This is a genomic window from Cupriavidus sp. CP313, assembly GCF_054072015.1.
Genome location: NZ_JBSVZB010000022.1, coordinates 136,303 through 161,307, shown reverse-complemented (window position 1 = coordinate 161,307; position 25,005 = coordinate 136,303). Strand labels below are relative to the sequence as shown.

23 protein-coding genes are annotated in these 25,005 nt (G+C 68.0%); 11 read left to right on the top strand and 12 right to left on the bottom strand.

All coding sequences use genetic code 11. The features are described from left to right. Positions 1-235: 235 nt before the first annotated feature. The 5 genes from ACW4E8_RS26910 to ACW4E8_RS26890 all read right to left on the bottom strand — a co-directional run bounded on the left by ACW4E8_RS26910 (position 236) and on the right by ACW4E8_RS26890 (position 5,118). Positions 236-619 carry a hypothetical protein gene (locus tag ACW4E8_RS26910; RefSeq protein WP_456807296.1) on the bottom strand — a complete coding sequence of 128 codons (384 nt, stop codon included), beginning with the start codon at positions 617-619 and terminating at the stop codon, positions 236-238. A 638-nt stretch (positions 620-1,257) separates the two neighbouring features. Then, positions 1,258-2,565, bottom strand: a complete 1,308-nt coding sequence (locus ACW4E8_RS26905; RefSeq protein ID WP_456807289.1) for an MFS transporter — start codon at positions 2,563-2,565, stop codon at positions 1,258-1,260. Between the two features lie 61 nt (positions 2,566-2,626). Then, complete coding sequence (locus ACW4E8_RS26900) at positions 2,627-3,385, bottom strand: SDR family oxidoreductase (protein WP_456807288.1); 759 nt, start codon at positions 3,383-3,385, stop codon at positions 2,627-2,629. Between the two features lie 61 nt (positions 3,386-3,446). Further along, the gene (locus ACW4E8_RS26895) at positions 3,447-3,689 is read right to left on the bottom strand and encodes a hypothetical protein (protein ID WP_013955797.1); all 243 of its coding nucleotides are present in this window, start codon (positions 3,687-3,689) and stop codon (positions 3,447-3,449) included. Beyond that, positions 3,682-5,118 carry an aldehyde dehydrogenase family protein gene (locus ACW4E8_RS26890; protein ID WP_456807287.1) on the bottom strand — a complete coding sequence of 479 codons (1,437 nt, stop codon included), beginning with the start codon at positions 5,116-5,118 and terminating at the stop codon, positions 3,682-3,684. The genes ACW4E8_RS26895 and ACW4E8_RS26890 overlap by 8 nt, the downstream gene beginning before the upstream one ends. Positions 5,119-5,320: 202 nt before the next feature. Between ACW4E8_RS26890 and ppa the strand changes: the two genes are divergently transcribed. Both ppa and ACW4E8_RS26880 read left to right on the top strand, forming a co-directional pair. Beyond that, positions 5,321-5,848 (top strand): inorganic diphosphatase, encoded by a 528-nt coding sequence (gene ppa, locus ACW4E8_RS26885; RefSeq protein WP_252674512.1) that lies wholly within the window; start codon positions 5,321-5,323, stop codon positions 5,846-5,848. A gap of 124 nt (positions 5,849-5,972) precedes the next feature. Beyond that, a complete protein-coding gene (locus ACW4E8_RS26880) occupies positions 5,973-6,545 on the top strand; it encodes a cytochrome b (RefSeq protein ID WP_456807286.1) in 573 nt (190 codons plus the stop codon). Between the two features lie 16 nt (positions 6,546-6,561). On the opposite strand, the gene ACW4E8_RS26875 is transcribed toward ACW4E8_RS26880, so the two are convergent. Further along, positions 6,562-7,815 carry a GNAT family N-acetyltransferase gene (locus tag ACW4E8_RS26875; protein ID WP_456807285.1) on the bottom strand — a complete coding sequence of 418 codons (1,254 nt, stop codon included), beginning with the start codon at positions 7,813-7,815 and terminating at the stop codon, positions 6,562-6,564. Positions 7,816-8,005: 190 nt separating this feature from the next. Between ACW4E8_RS26875 and ACW4E8_RS26870 the strand changes: the two genes are divergently transcribed. Both ACW4E8_RS26870 and glnK read left to right on the top strand, forming a co-directional pair. Further along, on the top strand, positions 8,006-10,054 hold the full coding sequence (locus tag ACW4E8_RS26870; protein WP_456807284.1) for an NAD(+) synthase: 2,049 nt from the start codon (positions 8,006-8,008) through the stop codon (positions 10,052-10,054). Positions 10,055-10,302: 248 nt separating this feature from the next. Next, positions 10,303-10,641, top strand: a complete 339-nt coding sequence (gene glnK, locus ACW4E8_RS26865; RefSeq protein WP_006162803.1) for a P-II family nitrogen regulator — start codon at positions 10,303-10,305, stop codon at positions 10,639-10,641. 63 nt (positions 10,642-10,704) lie between these two features. Here the strand turns inward: glnK and ACW4E8_RS26860 are convergent, their stop codons facing one another. The 3 genes from ACW4E8_RS26860 to trxB all read right to left on the bottom strand — a co-directional run bounded on the left by ACW4E8_RS26860 (position 10,705) and on the right by trxB (position 13,114). Next, positions 10,705-11,346, bottom strand: coding sequence for a trimeric intracellular cation channel family protein (locus tag ACW4E8_RS26860; RefSeq protein WP_456807283.1), 642 nt, complete (start codon positions 11,344-11,346; stop codon positions 10,705-10,707). A 13-nt stretch (positions 11,347-11,359) separates the two neighbouring features. Continuing rightward, positions 11,360-12,034, bottom strand: coding sequence for a Smr/MutS family protein (locus ACW4E8_RS26855; RefSeq protein ID WP_456807282.1), 675 nt, complete (start codon positions 12,032-12,034; stop codon positions 11,360-11,362). Between the two features lie 114 nt (positions 12,035-12,148). Beyond that, entirely contained in the window at positions 12,149-13,114 is a 966-nt protein-coding gene (trxB, locus tag ACW4E8_RS26850; RefSeq protein WP_456807281.1) for a thioredoxin-disulfide reductase, read from the bottom strand. A 234-nt stretch (positions 13,115-13,348) separates the two neighbouring features. Between trxB and ACW4E8_RS26845 the strand changes: the two genes are divergently transcribed. The 3 genes from ACW4E8_RS26845 to ACW4E8_RS26835 all read left to right on the top strand — a co-directional run bounded on the left by ACW4E8_RS26845 (position 13,349) and on the right by ACW4E8_RS26835 (position 16,915). After that, positions 13,349-15,685, top strand: a complete 2,337-nt coding sequence (locus ACW4E8_RS26845) for a DNA translocase FtsK (RefSeq protein ID WP_456807280.1) — start codon at positions 13,349-13,351, stop codon at positions 15,683-15,685. A 148-nt stretch (positions 15,686-15,833) separates the two neighbouring features. Next, positions 15,834-16,469, top strand: coding sequence for an outer membrane lipoprotein chaperone LolA (lolA, locus tag ACW4E8_RS26840; RefSeq protein WP_013955810.1), 636 nt, complete (start codon positions 15,834-15,836; stop codon positions 16,467-16,469). A gap of 8 nt (positions 16,470-16,477) precedes the next feature. Further along, positions 16,478-16,915, top strand: coding sequence for a hypothetical protein (locus tag ACW4E8_RS26835; RefSeq protein WP_456807279.1), 438 nt, complete (start codon positions 16,478-16,480; stop codon positions 16,913-16,915). A gap of 16 nt (positions 16,916-16,931) precedes the next feature. Here the strand turns inward: ACW4E8_RS26835 and ACW4E8_RS26830 are convergent, their stop codons facing one another. Further along, a complete protein-coding gene (locus ACW4E8_RS26830; RefSeq protein ID WP_456807278.1) occupies positions 16,932-18,032 on the bottom strand; it encodes an NAD(P)-dependent alcohol dehydrogenase in 1,101 nt (366 codons plus the stop codon). Positions 18,033-18,288: 256 nt separating this feature from the next. On the opposite strand from ACW4E8_RS26830, the gene ACW4E8_RS26825 reads away from it, so the two are divergent. Together ACW4E8_RS26825 and ACW4E8_RS26820 are read left to right on the top strand one after the other, a co-directional pair. Beyond that, complete coding sequence (locus tag ACW4E8_RS26825) at positions 18,289-18,627, top strand: hypothetical protein (protein WP_316148659.1); 339 nt, start codon at positions 18,289-18,291, stop codon at positions 18,625-18,627. A gap of 144 nt (positions 18,628-18,771) precedes the next feature. Continuing rightward, positions 18,772-19,809 carry a Fe(3+) ABC transporter substrate-binding protein gene (locus tag ACW4E8_RS26820; RefSeq protein WP_316148660.1) on the top strand — a complete coding sequence of 346 codons (1,038 nt, stop codon included), beginning with the start codon at positions 18,772-18,774 and terminating at the stop codon, positions 19,807-19,809. 33 nt (positions 19,810-19,842) lie between these two features. Here the strand turns inward: ACW4E8_RS26820 and ACW4E8_RS26815 are convergent, their stop codons facing one another. Next, entirely contained in the window at positions 19,843-20,514 is a 672-nt protein-coding gene (locus ACW4E8_RS26815; protein WP_456807277.1) for a hypothetical protein, read from the bottom strand. A 114-nt stretch (positions 20,515-20,628) separates the two neighbouring features. After that, positions 20,629-22,272 carry an ABC transporter permease gene (locus tag ACW4E8_RS26810; RefSeq protein WP_456807276.1) on the bottom strand — a complete coding sequence of 548 codons (1,644 nt, stop codon included), beginning with the start codon at positions 22,270-22,272 and terminating at the stop codon, positions 20,629-20,631. Positions 22,273-22,393: 121 nt separating this feature from the next. Here ACW4E8_RS26810 and ACW4E8_RS26805 point away from each other — a divergent pair, with 121 nt between their 5' ends. Then, positions 22,394-23,527: an ABC transporter ATP-binding protein gene (locus ACW4E8_RS26805; RefSeq protein WP_456807275.1), complete on the top strand. Its 1,134-nt coding sequence runs from the start codon at positions 22,394-22,396 to the stop codon at positions 23,525-23,527. A 69-nt stretch (positions 23,528-23,596) separates the two neighbouring features. Continuing rightward, positions 23,597-24,952, top strand: coding sequence for a replication-associated recombination protein A (locus ACW4E8_RS26800; RefSeq protein ID WP_051591613.1), 1,356 nt, complete (start codon positions 23,597-23,599; stop codon positions 24,950-24,952). The last annotated feature ends 53 nt before the right edge of the window (positions 24,953-25,005 follow it).

Sequence of the window (25,005 nt, the reverse complement as noted above, 5' to 3'; positions counted from 1 at the left end):
AGCTGAAGCTCAAAGGACTGAGCCCCGTACAGTACAGGGCTCAGTTCGGTTCCACCTAGCTTTGACTCTCCAACTTTACGGGGTCAGTTCACAAGCGGGAGAGGGAGCACGCAATCGGTAAGCGGAAGCCGTGCGCTTGCTGCGGCGACTGTCAATGACTTCCAAGAAAAAGGCTCGGCATCGCAAGATGCCGAGCCTTTTTCTTGCGCCGCAGGTGGCGCACCAGCCCAGCTGATTACCAGCGCATCTGCGCGTTCTTGCCGCCGGTGCTGACCGTCGCGGTCTTGGTCCGGCCCTGGTAAGTCGCCCGCACGTTGTACGTGCCCGACGGCGCCTTCAGCAGGCAGCGCGGACCGTCTGCGACAAAGCTGGCGACTTCCTTGCCGCCGCGCATCAGCTTGACGTCCACGTCGGACAGGTACTCGCCGCGCGCGCCCTGCGTGAACAGCAGGCTCATGTTGTACTTGCGCGCCTCCGATTGCAGCGCGACCTGCTCGTCTTCGGCGACGCCGCCGCAGATATAGGCAACCGAGCCGGCCGTACGCTGGACCATCGCATCACGCGGCGGCGGCGGGGGCGGCGTGGTCAGCGGCGGGCGTGGCTGCGCGGGCGCTGCCATAGGCGGTGGCGCCGGCGCAGTTGGTGGCGTGCCGGTGGGCGCGGGTGCCGGGGATGCCGTCGGCGGCGGTGCTGCCGTAGCAGGCGCCGCTATGCCCGGTGCGGGCTGTGTGGCAGGGGGCATGGTGTCGGTCGGCGGCGCGGCCGGCATCGTGGCACCTGGGGTCGGCGCCATGGTGCTGCCCGGGGCAGCGGGTGCCGGGGCGGCAGGCGCAGGGCTGGCGTCCACCACCGGCGCCTGCGCATGGCTGGCCGCCGGCACCAGGGCGAGCAGCGCGACCACGCCGGCGCTGAGCGCGATCACCAGGCGCTTGACGCGCGAGCGGCGTGCCAGGCGCGCTTCGACAAGTTCCAGCGAACGGGTAGGGGCAAACGGGGGCAGGTGCAGCATCGTGGCCTCCTTGGGCGAGCTTCGGAATCAGATGCCCCGGAGGACCCCGTGGGATCACTCCGGGTCTCTCTTTTCCATCCTAGGGCCCAAGGGTGGGCGACACTGCCGGGCTTGGTCCTACATCCGCGTCAGCCGACGGCGCATTGTGGCCCGCGGGCGGCGTGCGAGCGACTTCCCAGGTGCCGGAAGAAAAACGGCCCTTCCCGCAAGGGAAGGGCCGTTGACGGCGCGTGATCCTGACGGACGGGTTATTTCTGGCTCACCAGCCGCTTGGGCACCGACAGCGTCAGCGCCGCGCCCACCACCAGGCAAGCGGCCAGCAGGTACATGCCCGAATCGGTGCTGTGGGTCAGGTCCTTGAGCCAGCCCACCGCATAGGGGCTGAGGAAGCCCGCAAGGTTGCCCAGCGAGTTGATCAGCGCGATGCCCGCGGCCGCGCCAGTGCCGGCCAGGAAGGAAGTCGGCAGGCTCCAGAACAGCGGCAGCGTGGTCAGGATGCCGATGGTGGCCAGCGTCAGCGCCACCATTGCCAGCGTGGTGTCGCTATGCCATTGCACCGACAGCAGCAGGCCCAGCGAACCGGCCAGCGCGGGAAGCGCGATATGCCAGCGGCGCTCGCCGCTGCGGTCTGCGCTGTAGGCCACCAGCACCATGCCGACCACCGCGCAGCCATAGGGGATGGCGGTCAGCAGGCCGATATCGAGCGCGCCCTTGACGCCGGTCTGCTTGATGATGGTCGGCAGCCAGAAGCTGACGCCGTACAGGCCCATCACGAAGCAGAAGTAGATCGCGCTCATCAGCCAGACGCGCGGGCTGGACATCACGGTGCGGATCGGCGGGTCTTCCTTGTGTGCATCCTCGCTGGCGATATTGCGCTCCAGCAGCGCCTTCTCGTCCGGCGACAGCCACTTGGCGTGGACGATGCGGTCGTCCAGGTAGGCCAGCACCCACAGGCCCACCAGGATCGACGGAATGCCCTCAAGCAGGAACATCCACTGCCAGCCGGACCAGCCGTTGTGGCCGTGGAAGGACTGCATGATCCAGCCCGACAGCGGCCCGCCGATCACGCCTGCCAGCGCGACCGCAGTCATGAAGTAGGTGGTGGTGCGCCCGCGCCGGTTGGCCGGGTACCAGTAGGTCAGGTACAGGATGATGCCGGGGAAGAAGCCCGCCTCGGCAATGCCCAGCAGGAAGCGCAGCACGTAGAACATGGTCGGCGTGGTGACGAACATCATCGCCGCCGAGATCGCGCCCCAGGTGATCATGATGCGCGCGATCCAGATGCGCGCGCCCACCTTGTGCAGGATCACGTTGCTGGGCACTTCGAACAGGAAGTAGCCGATAAAGAAGATGCCGGCGCCCAAGCCATAGATGGTCTCGCTGAACTGCAGGTCGTTGAGCATCTGCAGCTTGGCAAAGCCCACGTTGACGCGGTCCAGGTAGGCCACCACGTAGCACAGCAAGAGGAAAGGCACCAGGCGCCAACTGACCTTGCGGTAGGTGGCGTCCTCAAAGCCGGCGTCGCTGACGCCGGGGTTCACTGCGGTCGTTGTCATGCTGTCTCCTGAGGATATGGCGTTTCTGTGTGACGCGTTCTACAGCTACGGTACGACCGGCTCAGACGCATCGGCCGCCGTCCACTTCGATGCAGGTGCCGGTGATAAAGGCCGCTTCGTCCGAGGCCAGGTACAGGCAGGCGTTGGCCACGTCCTGCGGGGTCGACATGCGGCCCATCGGGATGGTGGCAAGGAACTTGGCGCGGTTCTCGGGCGTATCGGGCATGCCCATGAATTCTTCGAGCAGGGCGGTGGCGCCGATCACCGGGTTGACGCAGTTGACGCGGATATTGTCCTTGCCGAGTTCCGCGGCCATGGCCTTGCTGGCGGTGATCACCGCGCCCTTGCTGCCGTTGTACCAGACCAGGCCCGGGCGCGGCCGGATGCCGGCGGTGGAGGCGATATTGACGAACACGCCGCCGCCGCGCTGGCGGAAGTGCGGGATAAAGGCGCGCGCCGACCAGTAGATGCTCTTGACGTTGACGGCGTAGACCCGGTCGAACTCCTCCTCGGTAACTTCGAGGATGGGCTTGTTGCGATGGGTCGTGCCGGCGTTGTTGACCACGATATGCACGTCGCCGAAGGTGGCCAGCGCGGCTTCGCGCATGGCCTCGGTGTCGGCTTCGCGCGAGACGTCGGCGCGCACCGCGCGGGCCCGGCCGCCGGCGTCGCGGATCGCGGCGGCGACGCGTTCGGCGGCTTCTTCGCGCAGGTCGGCGACCACCACGTTGGCGCCTTCGCGCGCAAAGGTATGGGCAATGCCTTCGCCGAACCCGGAACCGCCGCCGGTGACGATCGCTACCTTGTTGGCCAGTCTCATCGCTTGTCTCCTGGTGTTGTGGTCATGTTCTGGTGATCCGTGCTGCGAGGGTGCTCAATGCCTAATGCGAGAACGGCCCCTGGCCGCGCAGTGCATTGGCAACCATCATCAGTGCCAGCAGGAAGGGCAGTGCCACATACAGGCACCAGTGCACGCGGTCGCCGACGACGTCGCCCCACTTGCGCTTGAAGACCTGCAGCCGCGGCATGCCGGAAGGATTGGTGGCGCGCTTGTTCCGCACATGCCATGCCATCCAGAAAAAGAAGATGGCAAAGGCGACGGACAGGAAATTGATGTTACCCATGTTGGATGGCGATGGTTTTCAGGGTGGTGAATCCGTACAGGGCCTCGAAGCCCTTCTCGCGGCCGTAGCCGGACTGGCCGGTGCCGCCGAAGGGCAGCTCCACGCCGCCGCCGGCACCGTAGTTGTTGATAAAGACCTGGCCCGCGCGCAGCTTGTGCGCCAGGCGCAGCTGGCGCCCGCCGTCGCGCGTCCAGACCCCGGCGACCAGCCCGTAGGGCGTGCCGTTGGCCAGCGCGATGGCGTCGGCCTCGGTGTCGAAGGGCATCGCCGCCAGCAGCGGGCCGAACACTTCTTCCTGCGCCAGGCGGTGCGCCGGCGGCACGTCGCGGAACAGCATCGGCACCTGGTAGTAGCCGGCCTCGGGCGCCTCGGCCACGATCTGGCCCTGCGCCATCACCGACACGCCCGCGTGCTGCGCATCCGAGACAAAGTCCCACACGCGCTGCTGCTGCTTGCGGCTGATCAGCGGCCCGCATTCCAGGTCGAGCTCGGACGGGCCCACGCGCAGCGACTCGAACACCGACGCCAGCCGGTCGAGCAGCGCGTCATAGACTGGCCGCTCCACCAGCAGGCGGCTGCCGGCCGAGCAGGTCTGGCCGGCATTCTGCACGATGCCGTTGACCACCACCGGCACCAGCGTATCCAGGTCGGCATCGGCAAAGACGATCTGCGGCGACTTGCCGCCCAGCTCCAGCGTGACCGGCACGTGGTTCTCGGCGGCCAGCTGGGCCACCTGCTTGCCGGTCTGGGGCGAGCCGGTGAACGAGATATGGTTGATGCCCGGGTGGCGCGCCAGCGCAGCGCCGGCTTCATGGCCGTAGCCGGTGATGATATTGAGCGCGCCTTCGGGCAGGCCGGTCTCGGCGGCGATCTCGGCCACGCGCAGCAGCGACAGGCAGGCGTCCTCGGCCGGCTTGACCACGCAGGCGTTGCCGGTGGCCAGCGCCGCGCCCACGCTGCGCCCGAAGATCTGCAGCGGGTAGTTCCACGGGATGATGTGGCCGGTCACGCCGTGCGGCTCGCGCACCGTCAGCACGGTGTAGCCGGGGTTGTAGGGGATGGTCTGGCCGTGCAGCTTGTCGACCGCGCCGGCGTAGAACTCGAAATAGCGGGCCACGGCGCGGGCATCGGCGCGCGCCTGGCGCAGCGGCTTGCCGGTGTCGCGGGCCTCGAGCGCGGCCAGTTCGTCCTCGTGGGCGATCAGCGCCACGGCGACGCGGTTGAGCAGGCGCACCCGCTCGGCCGGGGCCATCTGGCCCCAGGCGCCTTCGGCTGCCTGGCGGGCCGCATGGACGGCGACGTTGATATCGGTGGCGTTGCCGCGCGCGATCTCGGCGAACGGCTCGCCGTTGGACGGATCGAAGACCTTGATGCGCAGGCCGTTGTCGGGCGCGATCAGGCGGTTGGCGACGAAGTGCTGGGCGTGCATGGATGGCTCCGGGGCAGCGGGTGCAACAGGGGGGCAGCGTGGCGGCTGCGCTATTCAGTGACGGCTGAAGAATGCGCCATTATCGCCGACACCGGCCAGCGTGCAATGCGCCGTGCCTGGCCCAGCTGTCAGCCTGCGGTCAGGCATGAGCCGCTATAATGCCCGCCATCCAACAACACCGCGCAGGCATCTGGAGAACCGCATGAGCTTCAACCTCGTAACCCCGGGCAAGGACATCCCCAACGATTTCAACGTCATCATCGAGATCTCGGCCCAGAGCGATCCGGTGAAGTACGAGGCCGACAAGGAAACCGGCCTGCTGTTCGTCGACCGCTTTATCGGCACCGGCATGCGCTATCCGGCCAACTACGGCTATATCCCGCAGACGCTGTCGGGCGACGGCGACCCGGTGGACGTGCTGGTGCTGTCGCCGTTCCCGATCCTGGCCGGCGCCGTGGTGCGCTGCCGTGCACTCGGCATGCTGAAGATGACCGACGAGGCGGGCGTGGACGCCAAGCTGGTGGCTGTTCCGGTGGACAAGCTGTCGCCGGCCACCGCCTACATGAAGGGCCTGTCGGACGTGCCGCAGAACCAGCTGGACCAGATCAAGCACTTCTTTGAGCACTACAAGGCACTGGAAGCCGGCAAGTGGGTCAAGGTCGAAGGCTGGGCCGGCATCGAGGAAGCCCACAAGGAAATCACCGACGGCGTGGCCAACTACAAGAAGTAAGCTGAACCGCCGCTGAAGAAGCCCCGCTCCGGCGGGGTTTTTTGTTGCCGCGCGCTTGACGCACGGCAGTACCCGCGCAAGTGCCTTGCGCTACGCTGTGCGGGTGCTGACAAGAGGAGTCCCCATGCATTCCATCACCGAAATCCAGGCATTGCCGCAGGCCTTGTCGCCGTCGCGCCGCTATGACCGGCTGGCGGTGTGCTTCCACTGGGCGGTGTTCCTGCTGGTGGCGCTGGCCTATGCCGCCATCGAACTGAAGGGCAACTTCGCCAAGGGCACGCCGCCACGCGCACTGGCGATGACGGTCCATGAATGGGCGGGTGCGCTGGTGCTGGTGCTGGCGGTGCCGCGCCTGCTGTGGCGCCTGGTGCGCGGGGCGCCCGCGCCGGAGCCGGGCGCGCGCTGGATGCAGCTGGCCGGCGAGGCCATGCACTGGGTGCTTTACCTGTATATCCTGGCCCAGCCGCTGCTGGGGCTGCTGGCGATGAACGCCGGCGGCCACCTGCTGGCGCTGCCTTCGCTGGGGATGGAAGTGCCAGCGCTGGTGGCGGCCGACCCGGCGCTGAAGGACACCGTCAAGGCAATCCACGAGACCCTGGGCACCGCGTTCTACCTGGTGATCGGGCTGCATGCGATGGCGTCGCTGTTCCACCACTACATGCTGGGCGACAACACGCTGCGGCGGATGTGGCGTTGATCGCTGCGCGGAGTCTTCAGGCGCGGGCGAACGGGTTGCGTTCGCCCAGCTCGTCCAGGTAGGCGTCGATGCCCTGGCGCTCGCGTTCCAGGAAGCGCTCGACGGCATCGGCAAAGGCAGGATGCGCCAGCCAGTGGGCCGAGCGCGTGGCCACCGGCAGGAAGCCGCGCGCCATCTTGTGCTCGCCCTGGGCGCCGCCTTCGAAGGTGCCTATGCCTTGCTCGATGCAGAATTCCAGCGGCTGGTAGTACGCAGTCTCGAAGTGCAGGCAGGCGTGGTGCTCCAGCGCGCCCCAGTAGCGCCCGTAGAGCGTGCTGACTTCAGGCGTATCGTCATAGACCAGCAGCGAGCTGGCGATGGGCTGGCCCTCGCGCTCGGCGATCACCAGCAGCAGGTGCTGCGGCATGGCGGCGCCGATGCGCCGGAAGAAATCCAGGTTCAGGTAGGGCGTGGAATGATGCTCGCGGTAGGTCTGGCGATAGCACCGGTTGAAGAACTTCCACGCGTCGCCGTCGATCTGCGTGCCACGCAGGCGCCGGAAGGTGATGCCGGCCTGCGCGACCTGGCGGCGCTCGGCGCGGATGTTCTTGCGCTTTTTCTGCGACAGCGTGGCGAGGAAGTCGTCGAAGCTGCCGTAGCCGTCATTGGTCCAGTGGAACTGCACGCCGTGCCGCATCAGCATGCCGGCCTGCTGCATCAGGGCGGCCTCGGCCTCGTCGGGGAACAGGATGTGCAGCGACGACATCTGGCTTTCAGCGGCCAGCGCCAGCGCCATCTGCAGCAGCAGGCGGCGCGCATGGGCGTCTTCGGCCAGCAGCCGCGCGCCGCGCACCGGCGTGAAGGGAATTGCCGCCAGCCATTTGGGGTAGTACTCGAGCCCGTTGCGGGCATAGGCGTCGGCCCAGGCCCAGTCGAAGACATATTCGCCATAGGAATGCGCCTTGGCGTAGAGCGGCATGGCCGCAGCCAGCCGTTCCGGGTGGCCGTCCGTGGCGGGCGCCCACAACGTCAGGTAGCGCGGGTTCCACCCGGTCTCGGCGCAGGCGCTGCCACTGGTGTGCAGGGCGTGCAGGAAGGCATGCTTCAGGAACGGCGTGGCGTCGGCGTGGTGCGCCACCAGGGCGTCCCAGGCGGCGGCATCGATCTCGCCCAGGTCGGAGATGATCTCGGTACGGTATTCCTGCGCAGGGTCGCCTGCCGCCTTGCGCTTGTGCTGTGCCGGCTGGCGCTGGTCCTTGCCCTCGCCGAGCGCGCATGATTCAGACTGCATTGCACCAGTTCCCGTCTGTGGATCGATCGAGTCTACCGGAAACGATGCGCTGTTGCTGTGCTGCGCGGCAGGCGCGGGGCGGCCGTCGTAAAATGGAGCATCCTCGTCACCAGTGCTGCCGAGGCATCCCGGGATGCTTCAGGCGGCCCGCCTGCGCGCGGCATGGTCCGTCCGATAACCAAGGCCCGATATGAAGAACCCGTTTTTCAACCTGTATTCCCACGGCTTTGCGCGTGTCGCGGTGGGCGTGCCCGTCTGCCGGGTGGCCGACCCGGCCTTCAACGCCGCCGAGACCATTGCCCTGGCGACGCAGGCGGCACAGAAGGGCGCCGTGCTGGTGGCGTTCCCGGAGCTGGGCATCTCCGCCTATACCTGCGACGACCTGTTCCACCAGCGCGCGCTGCTGGACGCCTGCGAGGCGGCGCTGGCCACCATCGTCGAGGCCTCGCGCAAGCTGCCGGCGGCGCTGATTGTCGGTATGCCGCTGCGGGTCGAGCACCAGTTGTTCAACTGCGCCGTGGTGGTGGCGCGCGGGCGTGTCCAGGGCGTGGTGCCCAAGTCCTACCTGCCGAACTACTCGGAGTTCTACGAGGCGCGCCAGTTCAGCGCCGCCGAAAACGCCGCGGTCGAGTCCATCCAGCTGCTGGGACAGGACGTGCCGTTCGGCGCCGGGCTGCTGTTCGATATCGAGGACATCCCCGACTTCCGCTTCCACGCGGAAATCTGCGAAGACGTCTGGGTGCCGATCCCGCCGTCGTCGTTCGCGGCGCTGGCCGGGGCGACGGTGCTGGTCAACCTGTCGGCGTCGAATATCGTGGTCGGCAAGGCCGGCTACCGGCACCAGCTGGTCTCGCAGCAGTCGGCGCGATGCCTGGCGGCCTACCTGTACACCTCGGCCGGCAAGGGCGAGTCCTCCACCGACCTGGCCTGGGACGGCCAGGCGCTGATCTGTGAGAACGGTGAGCTGCTGGCCGAATCCGAGCGCTTTGCCGATACCTCGCACCTGCTCTGCGCCGATATCGACGTCGAGCGGCTGTCGCGCGAGCGCATGCACCAGGTGACTTTCGGCCACTCGGTGCGGCGGCACAAGGCAGAAGTGGACAAGTTCCGCGTGGTCCGCTTCCCGCTCGACCTGACGCTGGAAAAGTCGCTGCCGCTGGCGCGCAACGTGGCGCGCTTCCCGTACGTGCCGGCCGATCCGCGCCAGCGCGACGAACGCTGCATGGAGGTCTACAACATCCAGGTGCAGGCGCTGGTGCAGCGCCTGTCGGCCAGCAAGATCAGCAAGGTGGTGATCGGCGTGTCGGGCGGGCTGGATTCCACCCACGCGCTGCTGGTCTGCGCCAAGGCGATGGACCGCCTGGGGCTGCCGCGCGCCAATATCCTGGCCTACACCATGCCGGGCTTTGCCACCAGCGACCGCACGCTGATGCAGGCGCGCCAGCTGATGCAGGTGGTGGGCTGCACCGCGACCGAGATCGATATCCGCCCGTCGTGCCTGGCCATGCTGAAGGACCTGGGCCACCCGTACGCCGCCGGCGAGAAGGTCTATGACGTGACCTTCGAGAACGTGCAGGCCGGCGAGCGCACCAACCACCTGTTCCGGCTGGCCAACTTCCACCACGCCATCGTGATCGGCACCGGCGACCTGAGCGAACTGGCGCTGGGCTGGTGCACCTATGGCGTGGGCGACCATATGTCGCACTACAACGTCAACGCCAGCGTGCCCAAGACGCTGATCTCGCACCTGGTGCGCTGGGTGGCCGAGACCGGGCAGGTGGGCGAGGGCGGTTCCGACGTGCTGCTGGCCGTGCTCGACACCGACATCAGCCCCGAGCTGGTCCCGGGCGACAGCAACCACGGCCCCGAGCAGAAGACCGAGAGCACCATCGGCCCGTATGAGCTGCAGGACTTCAACCTCTACTACACGCTGCGCTTCGGCTTCACGCCGTCCAAGATCGCCTTCCTGGCGCTGCATGCCTGGGGCGACCGCGAGCGCGGCGTATGGCCCAATGGCCCGCATGTGGTGCGCAACCAGTATGGGCTGCCGGAGATCAAGCGCAACCTGGCGATCTTCCTGGACCGCTTCTTCCGCACCAGCCAGTTCAAGCGCTCGTGCATCCCGAACGCGCCCAAGGTGGGCTCGGGCGGATCGCTGTCGCCGCGGGGTGACTGGCGTGCGCCGAGCGATTCAGAGTCGGTGGTGTGGCTGGCGGACCTGGAGAAGGTGCCGGATTGAGCGCAGCGCCGGTCGTGCCCTGGCTCTTGGGTGGCGGCTTGTGCACAGTTTCTCCAGTGGCTGTCCACAGGTTTATCCACAGGGCGGGGGCGTGCCCGGATGCGCGCTAGCCAACGCTGCGGCCGCGCCGGCTGTGGGGTAGGCGGAAATGCAAGCGGCCAAGGGCTGGTAAAATGCCAGCCGGAGAGCGCCGCGACCGCGGCGATGCGCCGCCAGGCGTGTGAACAAACGATAAACAGGGGCCAGTCATGAAGCAGATTACCGCCATCATCAAACCGTTCAAGCTCGACGAGGTGCGTGAAGCCCTGGCCGACGTCGGCGTGACCGGGCTGACGGTGACCGAAGTGAAGGGATTTGGCCGCCAGAAAGGGCATACCGAGCTCTACCGTGGCGCCGAGTACGTGGTCGACTTCCTGCCCAAGATCAAGATCGAAGTGGTGGTGGCCGAGAACCAGCTGGACACCGTGCTGGACGCCATCGTCAAGGCCGCCCACACCGGCAAGATCGGCGACGGCAAGATCTTCGTCACCGAGATCGAGCGCGTGATCCGCATCCGCACCGGCGAGCAGGACGAAGCCGCGGTCTGAGCCACGGGCCAGGATAGAAAGACGCCGCCTTGCAGGGCGGCGTTCTTGTTGGCGGGGCACCTTTCAGCTGGGCAGCTTCCACCCGTAGCGCACCGACACCAGCCGCATGGCGATGATCGCCACTGCCCCGGTCAGCAGCGCCGCTTCCTGCTGCACCGCCAGCCAGGTCATGCCGACATAGATCCAGCAGCCGATAAAGGAGCAGGTGGCGTAGGGCGAGCGGTCGCGCAGGATCATCGGCACCTCATTGCACAGCACGTCGCGCACCACGCCGCCGAACACGGCCGAGATGATGCCCATCATCACCGCTACGGTGGGCGTCATCTGCGCCACCAGCGCCAGCGAGGCGCCGGTCACCGAGAACAGCCCCAGCCCGATCGCGTCGGCCACGATCATGGCCCGGTCCGACGCCACGCGGCTGACCACGCGCAGCACGAACGAGGCGCCGAACGACATCACGAAGATCAGCAGCACGTAGCCTTCGTGGTCGACCCAGTAGAACGGGCGCCGGTCCAGCAGCACGTCGCGCACGGTGCCGCCGCCAAAGGCGGTGGCAAACGCGACCACGAAGGTGCCGACCACGTCCAGGCGCTGCTTGCGCGCGTCGACCACGCCCGAGACCGCAAAGGCGAGCACGCCGATCACCTCCATGATGTGGAGGATCAGGGGCAGCCGCCCCATCAGCAACTCAAGCGGAACGTGCATCCGTGGCGATGCGTCAGGTTCGCGGCTGGCGCAGCAGCACCATCAGTGCGCCGGCGCCGCCTTCGGCCTCGCGCGCCTGCACGAAGGCGAGCACTTCCTCCTTCTGCACCAGCCAGCTGCGCACCTTGCCCTTGAGCACCGGCAGCTTGTCGGGCGAGCCCAGGCCCTTGCCGTGGATCACGCGCACGCAGCGCACGCCGTTGCGCACCGAGCGGCGCAGGAACTCGGCCAGCGCCTCGCGCGCCTCGTCGCTGCGCAGGCCGTGCAGGTCGACCTTGTCCTGCGGCACCCATTCGCCGCGGCGCAGCTTGCGGATCACGTCCATGCCGATGCCGGGCCGGCGGAACGACAGGGTCTCGTCGGTTTCCAGCAGGCTTTCCACGTCGAAATCATCGGACAGCGAGGCCGCCAGCACCGCTTCGTCGTTGCGGCGCGACTGCACCGGCACCGGGGCGGGCTTGCTGGCGGGCACGGGGGCGCGGTTGCGGTCGCGCAGCTGGCTGACCTGGCCCACGCTGGTGCGGAAGACGTCGGCCTCGTCGCGGGCGCGCTGGGCGGCCTGCTCGGCGGCCACGCGCTCGGCTTCGCGGCGCTCGGTATCGGCCTTGAGGGTGTCGCGCAGCCTGGCAAGGTCGTTCAGGCCGAAACGTTGGGGCGGTCGGTCGGGTTTGCGGGCGCCGTGCGTCATTGAGAATCTCCGGGGGCTCGGCGCAGATTATATCGACTGGCGGGGCGGCAGGAGATGCCGCAGGGGGGACGCGCCGGCGGGCCGTGGCGGCCCGGCCGGCGGAGGGAGCTGTGCTTACTTCAGGGCTTCGACAAAGCGCTGGGCGTCCAGCGCGGCCATGCAGCCCGTGCCGGCGCTGGTGATGGCCTGGCGGTAGACATGGTCCTGCACGTCGCCGGCGGCGAACACGCCCGGCACGCTGGTGGCGGTGGCGTCGCCCTGCAGGCCCGACTTGGTCACCAGGTAGCCGTTTTCCATGGCCAGCTGGCCTTCGAACAGGTCGGTGTTGGGCTTGTGGCCGATGGCGATGAACACGCCCGCCAGCTTCAGGTCCTCCGTCTGGCCGGTCTTGGCGCCGCGGATGCGGAGGCCGGTCACGCCGGAATCGTCGCCCAGCACTTCATCCAGCACGCTGTCGTAGCGGATCACCACGCGGCCTTCCTTTTCACGCTGCAGCAGGCGGTCGACCAGGATCGGCTCGGCGCGGAAGCTGTCGCGGCGGTGGATCACGGTGACCTTGCTAGCGATATGCGACAGGTACAGCGCCTCTTCCACGGCGGTGTTGCCGCCGCCGACCACGGCCACTTCCTGGTTCTTGTAGAAGAAGCCGTCGCAGGTGGCGCAGGCCGACACGCCGCGGCCCATGAAGGACTCTTCGGACGGCAGGCCCAGGTACTGCGCCGAGGCGCCGGTGGCGATGATCAGGGCGTCGCAGGTGTATTCACCGGCGTCGCCGATCAGGCGGAACGGGCGGGCCGGCTGGCCGTTGTCGTCCACCAGCTTGGCGGTGTGAATGTGATCGAAGATGATTTCGGTCTTGAATTCCTCGGCATGCGCCAGCATGCGCTGCATCAGTTCCGGACCCTGGACGCCCTTGGCATCGCCCGGCCAGTTCTCGACGTCCGTGGTGGTCATCAGCTGGCCGCCCTGTGCCAGGCCAGTGACCAGCACCGGCTCCAGGTTGGCGCGGGCCGCGTAGACCGCGGCGGAATAGCCGGCGGGACCAGAACCGAGAATCAGCACTTTTGCGTGTTTTGCCATGATGCGTTCCTGTGGCCGGTGCGGCATGCTGCCCACCGGCATTGCTCGAAAGCGACATTATAAGAGGAGCCGCATTTGCTCACTGTTGCAAATTCCAATGAGTGCGATAGTCTCGGGCCACGTTAAAATGGCCGCCACGATGACCGTCAGTCACCCGGTGAGTGACCACTGACCGATACCGGCATCGGCCCGAAACGCATCCGGAATCACCTTACACGCGAGTCTTAACCAGGCATGGCCCGAGCTACCACGACCACCCGCACCGATCCCTCAGCCTTGCCATCCCGCATCGGCAAACTGCTGGGCGAGGTCCGCTGGTTCCTGCTGCTGGCCGTCACGCTGGGCTTCCTGTGCGTGCTGGCCAGCTACAGCAAGACTGATCCCGGCTGGTCGCATGCCAACCAGGTGGCCGATATCCACAACCTGGGCGGGCGCGTCGGCGCCTGGGTGGCCGACGTGCTGTTCTTTATCTTCGGCTTTTCCGCCTACTGGCTGGCGGTGCTGCTGGTGCGCCGCTGCTGGCGCGGCTGGCGCACGCTGACCGCCGAGCTGCCCGAGCGCGCGGACCACGGCCTGCACCGCCAGGGCGTGACCGTCAGCTGGATCGGCTTCGGGCTGACCCTGTTCTCCAGCATGGGCCTGGAGGCGATCCGCATGTACCCGCTGCGCGCCGCGCTGCCGCGCGCGCCGGGCGGGGTGCTGGGCGACCTGCTGGGCGGCTGGCTGCAGGTGGCGCTGGGCTTCACCGGCGCGACCCTGCTGCTGTTGCTGCTGCTGGCGATCGGGTTGTCACTGTTCTTCCATTTCTCCTGGCTGACCGTGGCCGAGCACGTCGGCGGCTTTGTCGAGACCCTGTTCCTGGGCTTCAAGGCCCGCCGCGAGAGCAAGCAGGACCGCATCATCGGCGAGGCCGCCAAGACCGAGCGCAAGGAAACCGTCGAGGTGCAGCGCGTGCGCATCGAAGAGGCGGCGCCGGTGCAGATCGTGCGCCCGCAGGCGGTGCCCAAGCATGAGCGCGTCGAGCGCGAGAAGCAGCAGCCGCTGTTTGCCGATATCCAGGATTCGGACCTGCCGCCGTTGTCGCTGCTGGACCCGATCCCTCCGCACCAGGAAACCGTCAGCGCCGAGACCCTGGAGTTCACCTCGCGCCTGATCGAGAAGAAGCTCAAGGACTTCGGCGTCGAGGTCAAGGTGGTGGCGGCCTACCCGGGCCCGGTCATCACCCGCTATGAGATCGAGCCGGCCACCGGCGTCAAGGGCAGCCAGGTGGTGAACCTGGCGCGCGACCTGGCGCGCTCGCTGTCGCTGGTGTCGATCCGCGTGGTCGAGACCATCCCGGGCAAGAACTACATGGGGCTGGAGCTGCCCAACCCGAAGCGCCAGACGGTGCGCCTGTCGGAAATCCTCGGCTCGCAGGTCTACAACGAGAGCGCGTCCAGCCTGACCATGGCGCTGGGCAAGGACATCGCCGGCAAGCCGATGGTGGCCGACCTGGCCCGCATGCCGCACTGCATGGTGGCCGGCACCACCGGCTCGGGCAAGTCGGTCGGCATCAACGCGATGATCCTGTCGCTGCTGTACAAGTCCAAGGCGGAAAGCGTACGCCTGATCCTGATCGACCCGAAGATGCTCGAAATGAGCGTCTACGAGGGCATCCCGCACCTGCTGTGCCCGGTGGTGACCGACATGCGCCAGGCCGGCAATGCCCTGAACTGGGCCGTCGGCGAGATGGAGCGCCGCTACAAGCTGATGAGCAAGCTGGGCGTGCGCAACCTGGCCGGCTACAACAAGAAGATCGACGAGGCCGCGGCCCGCGAAGAGAAGATCCCCAACCCGTTCAGCCTGACCCCGGACGCCCCGGAGCCGCTGGACCGGCTGCCCACCATCGTCATTGTCATCGACGAGCTGGCCGACCTGATGATGGTGGTCGGCAAGAAGGTGGAAGAGCTGATCGCCCGCATCGCGCAGAAGGCGCGCGCGGCCGGCCTGCACCTGGTGCTGGCCACGCAGCGCCCGTCGGTGGACGTGATCACCGGCCTGATCAAGGCCAACGTGCCGACCCGGATCGCGTTCCAGGTCAGCAGCAAGATCGACTCGCGCACCATCCTCGACCAGCAGGGCGCCGAAGCGCTGCTGGGCATGGGCGACATGCTCTACCTGGCGCCGGGCACCGGCCTGCCGGTGCGCGTGCACGGCGCCTTTGTCTCGGACGAGGAAGTCCACCGCGTGGTGGAAAAGCTCAAGGCATCCGGCGAGGCCAACTACATCGAGGGCATCCTCGAAGGCGGCCTGACCGATGACGCCGGCGGCGGCGACGGGTTTGGCGGCGGTGCCGGCATTGGCGGTGGCGGCGGCGAGGCCGATCCGCTGTACGACCAGGCAGTCGAGGTGGTGCTGAAGAACCGGCGCGCGTCGATCTCGCTGGTGCAGCGCCACCTGCGCATTGGCTACAACCGTGCCGCGCGGCTGCTCGAAGACATGGAAAAGGCCGGGATGGTATCGGCCATGTCGGGCAATGGCAACCGCGACATCCTGGTGCAGGGTGGCGGTGCCGCCCGCGAAGATGACTGAGCGCCGCTCGCGCAGCCTTCGTAATATCCGGTTACCCGCCGGCTTGCGGCGCGCGGAATCCCCGGGCTGCCGGCGGCTCTAAAAGGACAGGTTGCCCGTGCCCGACGCGGCGCAGGCAACGCACCCTACAACTACCAGGACCCGAACCATGCGAAATCGCATCCTCGTGTCGGCTTGCGCCGCGCTGGCGATGTTTGCCCTCCAGGCGCCGGCCCACGCCGCCGCCACCGACCAGTTGCAGAGCTTTGTCACCGGCGTGAAGAGCGCGCGCGGCGAGTTCACGCAGCGCCAGGTCAAGGGGCAGGGCGCCAACGGCAAGGTGACCGGCACCTCCAGCGGCACCTTTGTATTCTCGCGCCCGGGCAAGTTCACCTGGCGCTATACCAAGCCCTACGACCAGCTGCTGCAGGCCGACGGCCAGACCCTGTACATCTACGACAAGGACCTGAACCAGGTTACCGAGCGCAAGCTCGACGGCGCGCTTGGTTCCAGCCCGGCGGCGATCCTGTTCGGCAGCAACGACCTGGAGAAGAACTTCGTGGTCAAGAACGGCCCGACGCGCGACGGCGTAGAGTGGCTGGAGCTGACGCCCAAGGCCAAGGACACGCAGTTCGAGCGCATCGGCATCGGCTTCAAGGCGGGCAACCTTGAAGCCATGGAACTGCGCGACGCTTTCGGCAACACCACCCTGCTGACCTTCACGGGCATGCAGAAAAACCCGCCGCTGGCGGCCGATGCATTCCGGTTCACGGTGCCCAAGGGCGCCGATGTGATGAAGCAGTGAGGCCCGCCATGAACGATCCGCAGGAAGGTCCCGCAGTCACCATCCGTTCCCGGCGCCGCCAGCGCGCCGTGTTGCTGGCCAGTGCCGGCGCGCTGCTGTTGGCGGCATGTGCCAGCAGCGGCGGCGGCGCCAGCAAGTTCGATGTCGATTCCTTCCTGCGCGCACCGGACTCGGGGTTGCCCGAAGTGCTGGGCAATCCCGGCTTCCTCAAGGCCACGCGCGTTCCCGCCGCCGAGTGCGCGGTGATGCTGCAATCGGCCAGCACCGGCGTGCTGGAAGACCTGCCGCCCAGCAGCAATGCGCGCGGCCCGGCCTGGCTGTTGCATCCGAAGGGCCAGCCGGACCAGGTATGGCTGGTGGTCAGCGAGTCCGGCGGCGAGCGCACCTGCCACGGCCCGTTGCCGGCCGATGCGATGAAGACGCTGGCCGACCGGGCCAAGGGCTGAACCTGAGGCGCCGCCGTCAGTGCGGCTTGATGGCGATCTTCAGCACGCCGTCGCGCTGGTTGGCGAACAGGTCGTAGGCCGCGACGATGTCGTCCAGCTGGTACTGGTGCGTCACCAGCGCTCCCAGGTCGACGCGGCCCGACTCGATCACATTGATCAGCCGCCGCATGCGTTCCTTGCCGCCGGGGCACAGCGCGGTGTTGATTTTGTGGTCGCCCAGCCCCGCGGCGAAGGCCGACAGCGGAATGGTCAGGTCGCTTGAATAGACCCCCAGGCTGGACAGCGTGCCGCCGGGCTTGAGCACGCGCAGCGACTGCTCGAAGGTTGCCTGCGTGCCCAGCGCCTCGATCGAGGCGTCGACGCCGCGCCCGCCGGTCAGCTTCATGACCTCGTCCACCACGTCGCAGTTACGGAAGTTCAGGACCACGTCCGCGCCCATCTTGCGCGCGATCTCCAGCCGGTGGTCGTTGCCGTCGATGGCGATGATGGTGGTGGCGCCGCACAGCCGCGCGCCGGCGGTCGCGCATAGCCCGATCGGGCCCTGCGCGAACACGGCCACGGTGTCGCCGATGCGGATATTGGCGTTTTCCGCGCCCTTGAAGCCGGTGGACATGATGTCAGGGCACATCAGCACCTGCTCGTCGGTGAGGCCATCGGGGATCGGCGCCAGGTTGGCCTGGGCGTCGGGCACCAGCACGTATTCCGCCTGGGTACCGTCGATCATGTTGCCGAAGCGCCAGCCCGCGGTCGCCTTGTAGCCGAGGCAGCCGCACTGCCCGCTGGCCATCAGGTAGCTGCCATCCTGCGAGGCCACGCCGTCCTGCGCCGCGTAGGAGTTGAAGTTGGGGCAGATTGCGCCGGCGATCACGCGCTGGCCTTCGCGGTATCCCGTCACCGCGCTGCCGAGCTTTTCGATGATGCCGACGGGTTCATGGCCCACGGTCAGGCCCTTCGCCACCGGGTACTCGCCCTTGAGGATGTGCACGTCGGTGCCGCAGATGGTGGTGGTGGTGATGCGCACCAGGGCATCGTTGGGGCCGATATCCGGGATGGGCTTGTCTGCCAGTTCGATCCGGCCAGGCTCGACAAAAACGGCGGCTTTCATCATTGCGGTCATGCGTTGCTCCCAGGGAAGGCGCAAGGGGATGCGCGTTGGGTGGAGTGGTGCGGGACGTTGCCGGCCCGCTTGCTCACTGATAGCACGCATGGGTTGTAGCCCGGTTTATCCAGATCAAGCCGACGCCACACGGAATATGTGCGCAATACGTTGCAATGCGGTAAAAGTCTCACATCGGTGTGCAAAGAAGCTGAACGCCGCGGTATGCCGCGTGTCCCAGCATCCTCATACTCGCCATACCCATCAGGAGAACGACATGATTGCGATGCGAACCATCCGCCGTTGGACGCGCCAGGCCGCCACGCTGGCGGCGGGCGGGGCCCTGCTGGCCGCTTGCGCGGCGCAGCCGCCGGCGCCCGCGCCGACCGGCCCGCAAGGCGCGCGTGGCACGCCGGAGGGCTGCGCCGCCGACAAGCTGGCCGACGATGCCCTGGTCGGCAAGACCGAGGCCGAGGTCATCGGCCTGCTGCAGGGCTGCGCGTGGCGCCTGGGCGAGCGCGACGGCCAGCAGTTCCCCGGCACCATGGACTACAACCCGCAGCGCCGCACCCTGGGCGTCAAGGCCGGCAAGGTAGTCTGGGTGCGCCGCGGCTGAGGCCGGAGCGGCGGCCAACATTACAGAAATGTAATTTGACCGCCTGAACAAGAATCAATATTGTTTCCCGCTGACCGGAATCCAATAACCGGGCGGCCTCGGAGTCCCCGGCGGCTGCCCAAACCATGCTGGGGAGCCATCCGCGTGAAGACCACTATCCGAACCTTGCTGCCGCGCGCTGCGGCGCTGGCCCTGCTGACCCTGCCGCTCGCCGCGGCGGCGCAGGAAAAGGTGCTCAACCTCTATACCGCGCGGCACTACCAGACGGACGAAGCGCTGTACGCCAACTTCACCAAGCAGACCGGCATCAAGATCAACCGCATCGAAGGCCAGGAAGACCCGCTGCTGGAGCGCATCCGCAATGAAGGCGCCAACAGCCCGGCGGACGTGTTCATCACGGTGGATATCGGCCGTCTGTGGCGCGCCCAGCAGGCTGGCGTGTTTGCGCCGGTAAAGTCGAAGGTGCTGGAATCGCGCATCCCGGCCAACTACCGGGACGCCAATGGCGAATGGTTCGGCTTCTCGGCGCGCGGCCGCGTGATCGCCTACAACAAGACCGCGGTCAAGGCCGGCGATATCGCCAGCTATGAAGACCTGGCCGATCCCAAGTGGAAGGGCAAGGTCTGCACGCGTTCCAGCGGCCATGTCTACAACCTGTCGCTGGTCTCCAGCCTGATCGCCCACGATGGCGAGGCACGCACCGAGCAATGGGCGCGCGGCGTGGCCGCCAACCTGGCGCGCGTGCCCAAGGGCGGCGACACCGACCAGCTCAAGGCGGTTGCCGCCGGCGAGTGCGACGTGGCCATCGCCAACACCTACTACATCGCGCGCCTGCTGAAGTCGACCAAGCCGGAAGACAAGGCCGTGGCCGACAAGCTGGGCGTGCTGTGGCCGAACCAGTCGAGCCAGGGCGTGCACATGAACGTCTCGGGCGGCGGCATGCTCAAGCATGCGCCCAACAAGGAAGCGGCGGTCAAGTTCCTGGAGTACCTGGCCAGCGACGAGGCGCAGCGCTACTTTGCCGATGGCAATAACGAATGGCCGGTGGTGCAGGGCGTGAAGGTCAGCAACCCGGCGCTGGAAGCGCTGGGCACGTTCAAGTCCGACACCATCAACGTGGCCGAACTGGGCAAGTACCAGCCGCAGGCACAGAAGCTGGTGGACCGCGCCGGCTTCAAGTAAGCCGCCACGGTCTTTGCAGTAGCGCGGTTCCTGCTACAGCAGGAACCGCTTGTTCCCCGTCACCTGCGTGGGCTCCAGCTTGCGGAACGTCAGCTTCACGCTGCTGTGGAGCCGCCGCCCCGCCTGACGCCGCACCAGTGCCCGGTGCAGCACGCCCTTGTGGCCGACGGTGCCTTCGGCATAGGGCTGGTCCGGCGTCCCGCCCAGCGTCATCGCGGCCAGCGCCTGGTTGCGCTCCGCCGCACTCTTTTCCAGCAGCTTGTCCAATGCCATGCGCGCGCGCACCTGCGCCGCCAGCGCGGTGTCGCCGGGATTGGCGCGGGCGCGCTCGGCGTCCCACGGCAGCTGCACCTTGCCGGCAAGGCGGCGCAGCGCGGCGCGCAGTTCGGCGCCATCCATCCGGGTTTCCTGCACGATCCAGACGGCGTCATGGCGCAGCACCGCTTCGGCATCGGCCATGCGGCGCACCAGCGCGGGCTGCAGTTCGGGCGACGAGAACTGCCGCGCGCGGCGGATCGCGTTGAGGGCGACGCGGCGCACCTGCGGGTTGGCGTGATCGAACAGGTCAGCGATGACGCGCGCGGCCGTGTCGGCCGAATCGACCATCTCCGCCAGCTGACCGGCCAGCGAGACTTCTTCCACGCCGCTCAGCTTGTTGCGGCTCAGCCGGTTCAACTTGAACAGCAGGATGTGATATCGCAGCATAGGTTCTTGCGCGGCAGGCATGCCGCTGTTCGCTCCCGGGCGAACGCCGGGCCATAAAAGGCTATCGGCGCGCGGGAGCGCGACTTTAGGGCAGGAACGGCAAGGGGCGGAAGTTCAGCGCTGTGCTTCGCGCCGGATCGTGCGCGACAGCACGATCACCGGCAGCAGGCCCACGGCCACGATCACCAGCGAGGCGGTGGCGGCCTCGGCCAGGCGCTCGTCGGCAGCGAGGTTGTAGGCTTGCACGGCCAGCGTGTCGAAGTTGAACGGGCGCATCACGAAGGTGGCCGGCAACTCCTTCATCACGTCGACAAAGACGATCAGTGCCGCGGTCAGCAGGCTGCCGCGCAGCATCGGGAAATGCACGCGCCGCAGCGTGGCGCCTGGGCCGTGGCCCAGGCTGCGCGCGGCGGCGTCCATGCTGGGCGTGATCTTGCCCAGCCCGGCATTGACGGTCTGCAGCGCCACGCCCAGGAAGCGCACCAGCAGCGCATAGACCAGTGCGGCGATGCCGCCGGTCAGCAGCAGCCCCACCGAGAGCCCGAACTGCTGCTGCAGCCAGGCCGACAGCGCGTTGTCGAGCCGCGCCACCGGCACCAGCACGCCCACGGCAATGACCGAGCCCGGCAGCGCATAACCCATGCCGCACAGCCGCGTCAGGCCGCGCATCAGCCAGCTGCGCTTGCCGTTGGCCGCGCGCGCTGCGTAGCCCACCGCCAGCGCGACCGCCACCGCGGCCAGCGCGGTGGCGCTGGCCAGCAGGAAGCTGTTGCGCACCAGCCCGACAAAGCGCGGGCCGAACTGCGCATCGCCGTCGGTGAAGGCCATGCGGCACAACATCAGCGCGGGAATCAGGAAGCCCAGCAGCACCGGCACCATGCACACGGCCAGCGCAAGCCAGCCGCGCGCGTCGTCCAGCGCCCAGGCCACGGCGCGGCGCTGGTTGCCGTAAACCTGCGCGCGGCCGCGGCTGGCGCGCTCCATCAGCAGGATGGCGGCGACGAACAGCAGCATGCACGCTGACAGCTGCGCCGCGGCGTTCTTGTCGCCAAGCGAAAACCAGGCGCGGAAGATGCCGGTGGAGAAAGTCGGGATGGCAAAGTAGGCGACGGTGCCGAAGTCGGCCAGCGTTTCCATCATCGCCAGGGCGGTGCCGGCAACGATGCCGGGGCGCGCCAGCGGCAGCACCACGCGCCAGAGCCGGCTCCAGGTGCCGTGGCCGAGCAGGCGCGCGGCCTCCAGCGTGTTCTGGGTCTGCTGCAGGAAGGCCGCGCGCGCGGTCAGGTAGACGTAGGGGTACAGCACCAGCGAGAACAGGGCGATGGCGCCGCCCAGCGAGCGGATATCGGGGAACCAGTACTCGCGCGCCTTCCAGCCGGTCAGCTCGCGCAGCCAGCCCTGCACGGGTCCGGCAAACTGCAGCGCATCGGTGTAGGCATAGGCGATGACGTAGGCGGGCATCGCCATCGGCAAGACCAGCGCCCATTCCATCACGGTGTGGCCCGGGAAACGGTAGGTCGATACCAGCCAGGCGGTGGTCACCCCCAGCAGCAATACTCCCACGGCGACGCCGCACAGCAGCCAGACGGTATTGAGCACGTATTCCGCCAGCACCGTGTCGATCAGGTGGCGCCAGGTGTCGCCGGCGGGCAGCAGCACGGCCGAGGCGATCACCAGCACCGGCACGGCGATCAGCAGCGCCATCGCCAGGGTGGCCAGGGTCAGGGGGTGGAAGCGGCGGCGGCTGGACAGGAGCATGCGTCGGAAAGTGGGCGGAAGTGCCACGCACAGCGTGCGGGCTGCCGCATTCTAGCAATGTGGGGCACGCTTTCGCCCCGAAAGGCGGTCCCGGCCCCGGTTGCATCCCTATAATGCGCACATGCGAACCGATTCCTATTCACGCTTGCCCGGCGCCCAGGCCCGCAGCCGGCCGGCGACCCGCGCAGGCGCTGCTGACGTCACTGGCGCTGGCGCCGCTGTCATCGAGGTGGACCATATCCGTCACGCCTTCGGCCGCCATGCGGTGGTCAAGGGACTGTCGTTCTCGGTGGCGCGCGGCAATATCGCCTGCCTGCTGGGGCCCAGCGGCTGCGGCAAGACCACGGTGCTGCGCGCCATCGCCGGTTTCGAGCCGCTGCAGGATGGCCGCATCGTGCTGGACGGGCAGGTCGTGTCGTCTTCCGGGGCGATGCTGGCGCCGGAGCAGCGCCGCATCGGCATGGTGTTCCAGGACTATGCGCTGTTCCCGCACCTGGACGTGGCGGCCAACGTGGGTTTCGGCCTGGTGCGGGCCAGCCGCGCCGGGCGCGCGGCGCGCGTGGACGAGGTGCTGCAGCTGGTCGGCCTGGCCGGCGCGGGCCGCAAGTATCCGCATGAGCTGTCCGGCGGCCAGCAGCAGCGCGTGGCGCTGGCGCGCGCGCTGGCACCGCGGCCGGAACTGCTGCTGCTCGACGAGCCGTTCTCCAACCTCGACGTCGACCTGCGCGAACGCCTGAGCCTGGAGGTGCGCGCGATCCTGAAGGCGCAGGGCACCACCGCGATCCTGGTCACGCACGACCAGCACGAGGCCTTTGCCATGGCCGACGAGATCGGCGTCATGCACGACGGGGTGATCGAGCAGTGGGGCAGCGCGCACGACCTCTACCACCGGCCGACATCGCGCTTTGTCGCGGGGTTTATCGGGCAGGGCGTGCTGATGGCGGGGCGGCTGCGCGGGACTGCGGAGATTGAACTGGAACTCGGCCTGCTGCGCCCCGCGGCGCCGCTGGCGCTGCCCGCGGGCGCAGCCGTCGACGTGCTGGTGCGCCCCGACGACATCATCCACGACGACGCCAGCCCGATGCGCGCCGAGGTGGTCCACAAGGCCTTCCGCGGCGCCGAGATCCTGTACACACTGCGCCTGGCCAGCGGCGGCCGCGTGCTGGCGCTGGTGCCGTCCCACCACAACCATGCCGTGGGCGAGCGCATCGGCATCCGTGTCGAGATCGAGGACGTGGTCGCATTCGCCGCCTAGCGCGCCACGCAAGGGCAGGGCGCCGATGGTCTACACTGTGGCGTTCTGCATTCACAAGGCTTGAATACCGTGGCGGACACGCTGTTTTCCGATACTCCCGACCGTTCCCGGCAACCGCTGGCCGAGCGCCTGCGCCCGCGCACCATCGACGAGGTGATCGGGCAACAGCACCTGCTGGGTGCGGGCAAGCCGCTGCGCGTGGCGTTCGAGTCCGGCGAGCCGCATTCGATGATCCTGTGGGGCCCGCCGGGCGTGGGCAAGACCACGCTGGCGCGGCTGATGGCCAGTGCCTTCGACGCCGAGTTCATCGCGCTGTCGGCGGTGCTGTCGGGGGTCAAGGACATCCGCGAGGCGGTCGAGCGCGCCGAGCAGTTCCGCGCGCACGGGCGGCGCACGCTGGTGTTCGTCGACGAGGTCCACCGCTTCAACAAGAGCCAGCAGGATGCGTTCCTGCCGCATGTGGAAAGCGGCCTCTTCACCTTTATCGGCGCCACCACCGAGAATCCCTCGTTCGAAGTCAACGGCGCCTTGCTGTCGCGCGCGGCGGTCTATGTGCTCAAGAGCCTGGACGATGCCGAGCTGACCCAGCTGGCGCTGCGCGCCAGCGAAGAACTTGGCGGAGTGACCTGGCAGGACGAAGCGCTGCAGCTGATCGTGGCCTCGGCCGATGGCGACGGGCGCAAGCTGCTGAACAATATCGAGATCGTGGCGCGTGCGGCGCGCACCGCCGGTGCCGCGCAGATCGATACCGCGCTCTTGGGCAGCGCGCTGTCGGAAAACCTGCGCCGCTTCGACAAGGGCGGCGATGCCTTCTACGACCAGATCAGCGCGCTGCACAAGTCCGTGCGCGGCTCGGACCCGGACGCGGCGCTGTACTGGTTCTGCCGCATGATCGACGGCGGCGCTGACCCGCGCTACCTGGCGCGGCGCATCGTGCGCATGGCGTGGGAGGATATCGGCCTGGCCGATCCCCGTGCCGCCCGCATCACGCTGGACGCGGCCGAGACCTATGAGCGCCTCGGCTCGCCCGAGGGCGAGTTGGCGCTCGGCCAGGCGCTGATCTACCTGGCCGTGGCGCCCAAGTCCAACGCCGGCTACAACGCCTACAACGCGGCGCGCGCCTTCGTCGGCAAGGACAAGTCGCGCGCGGTGCCGGTGCACCTGCGCAACGCGCCGACAAAGCTGATGAAGGAGCTTGGCCACGGCCACGCGTACCGCTACGCGCACGACGAGCCCGAGGCCTACGCCGCCGGCGAGCACTACTTCCCGGACGACCTGAAGGCCCAGGGCTGGTACCAGCCGGTGCCGCGCGGGCTGGAGGGCAAGATCGCCGAGAAGCTGCGCCACCTGCGCGAGCTGGATGCCGCCTGGCATCGCGAGCAGCGCGTGGCCAAGGCAAAGGACGGCGGCAAGGGCGGGGAGTGAGCGGTGGCGTGAGCCGGCAACACGGCGGTGGCCTGGCATCGCCCAGTTCGCGC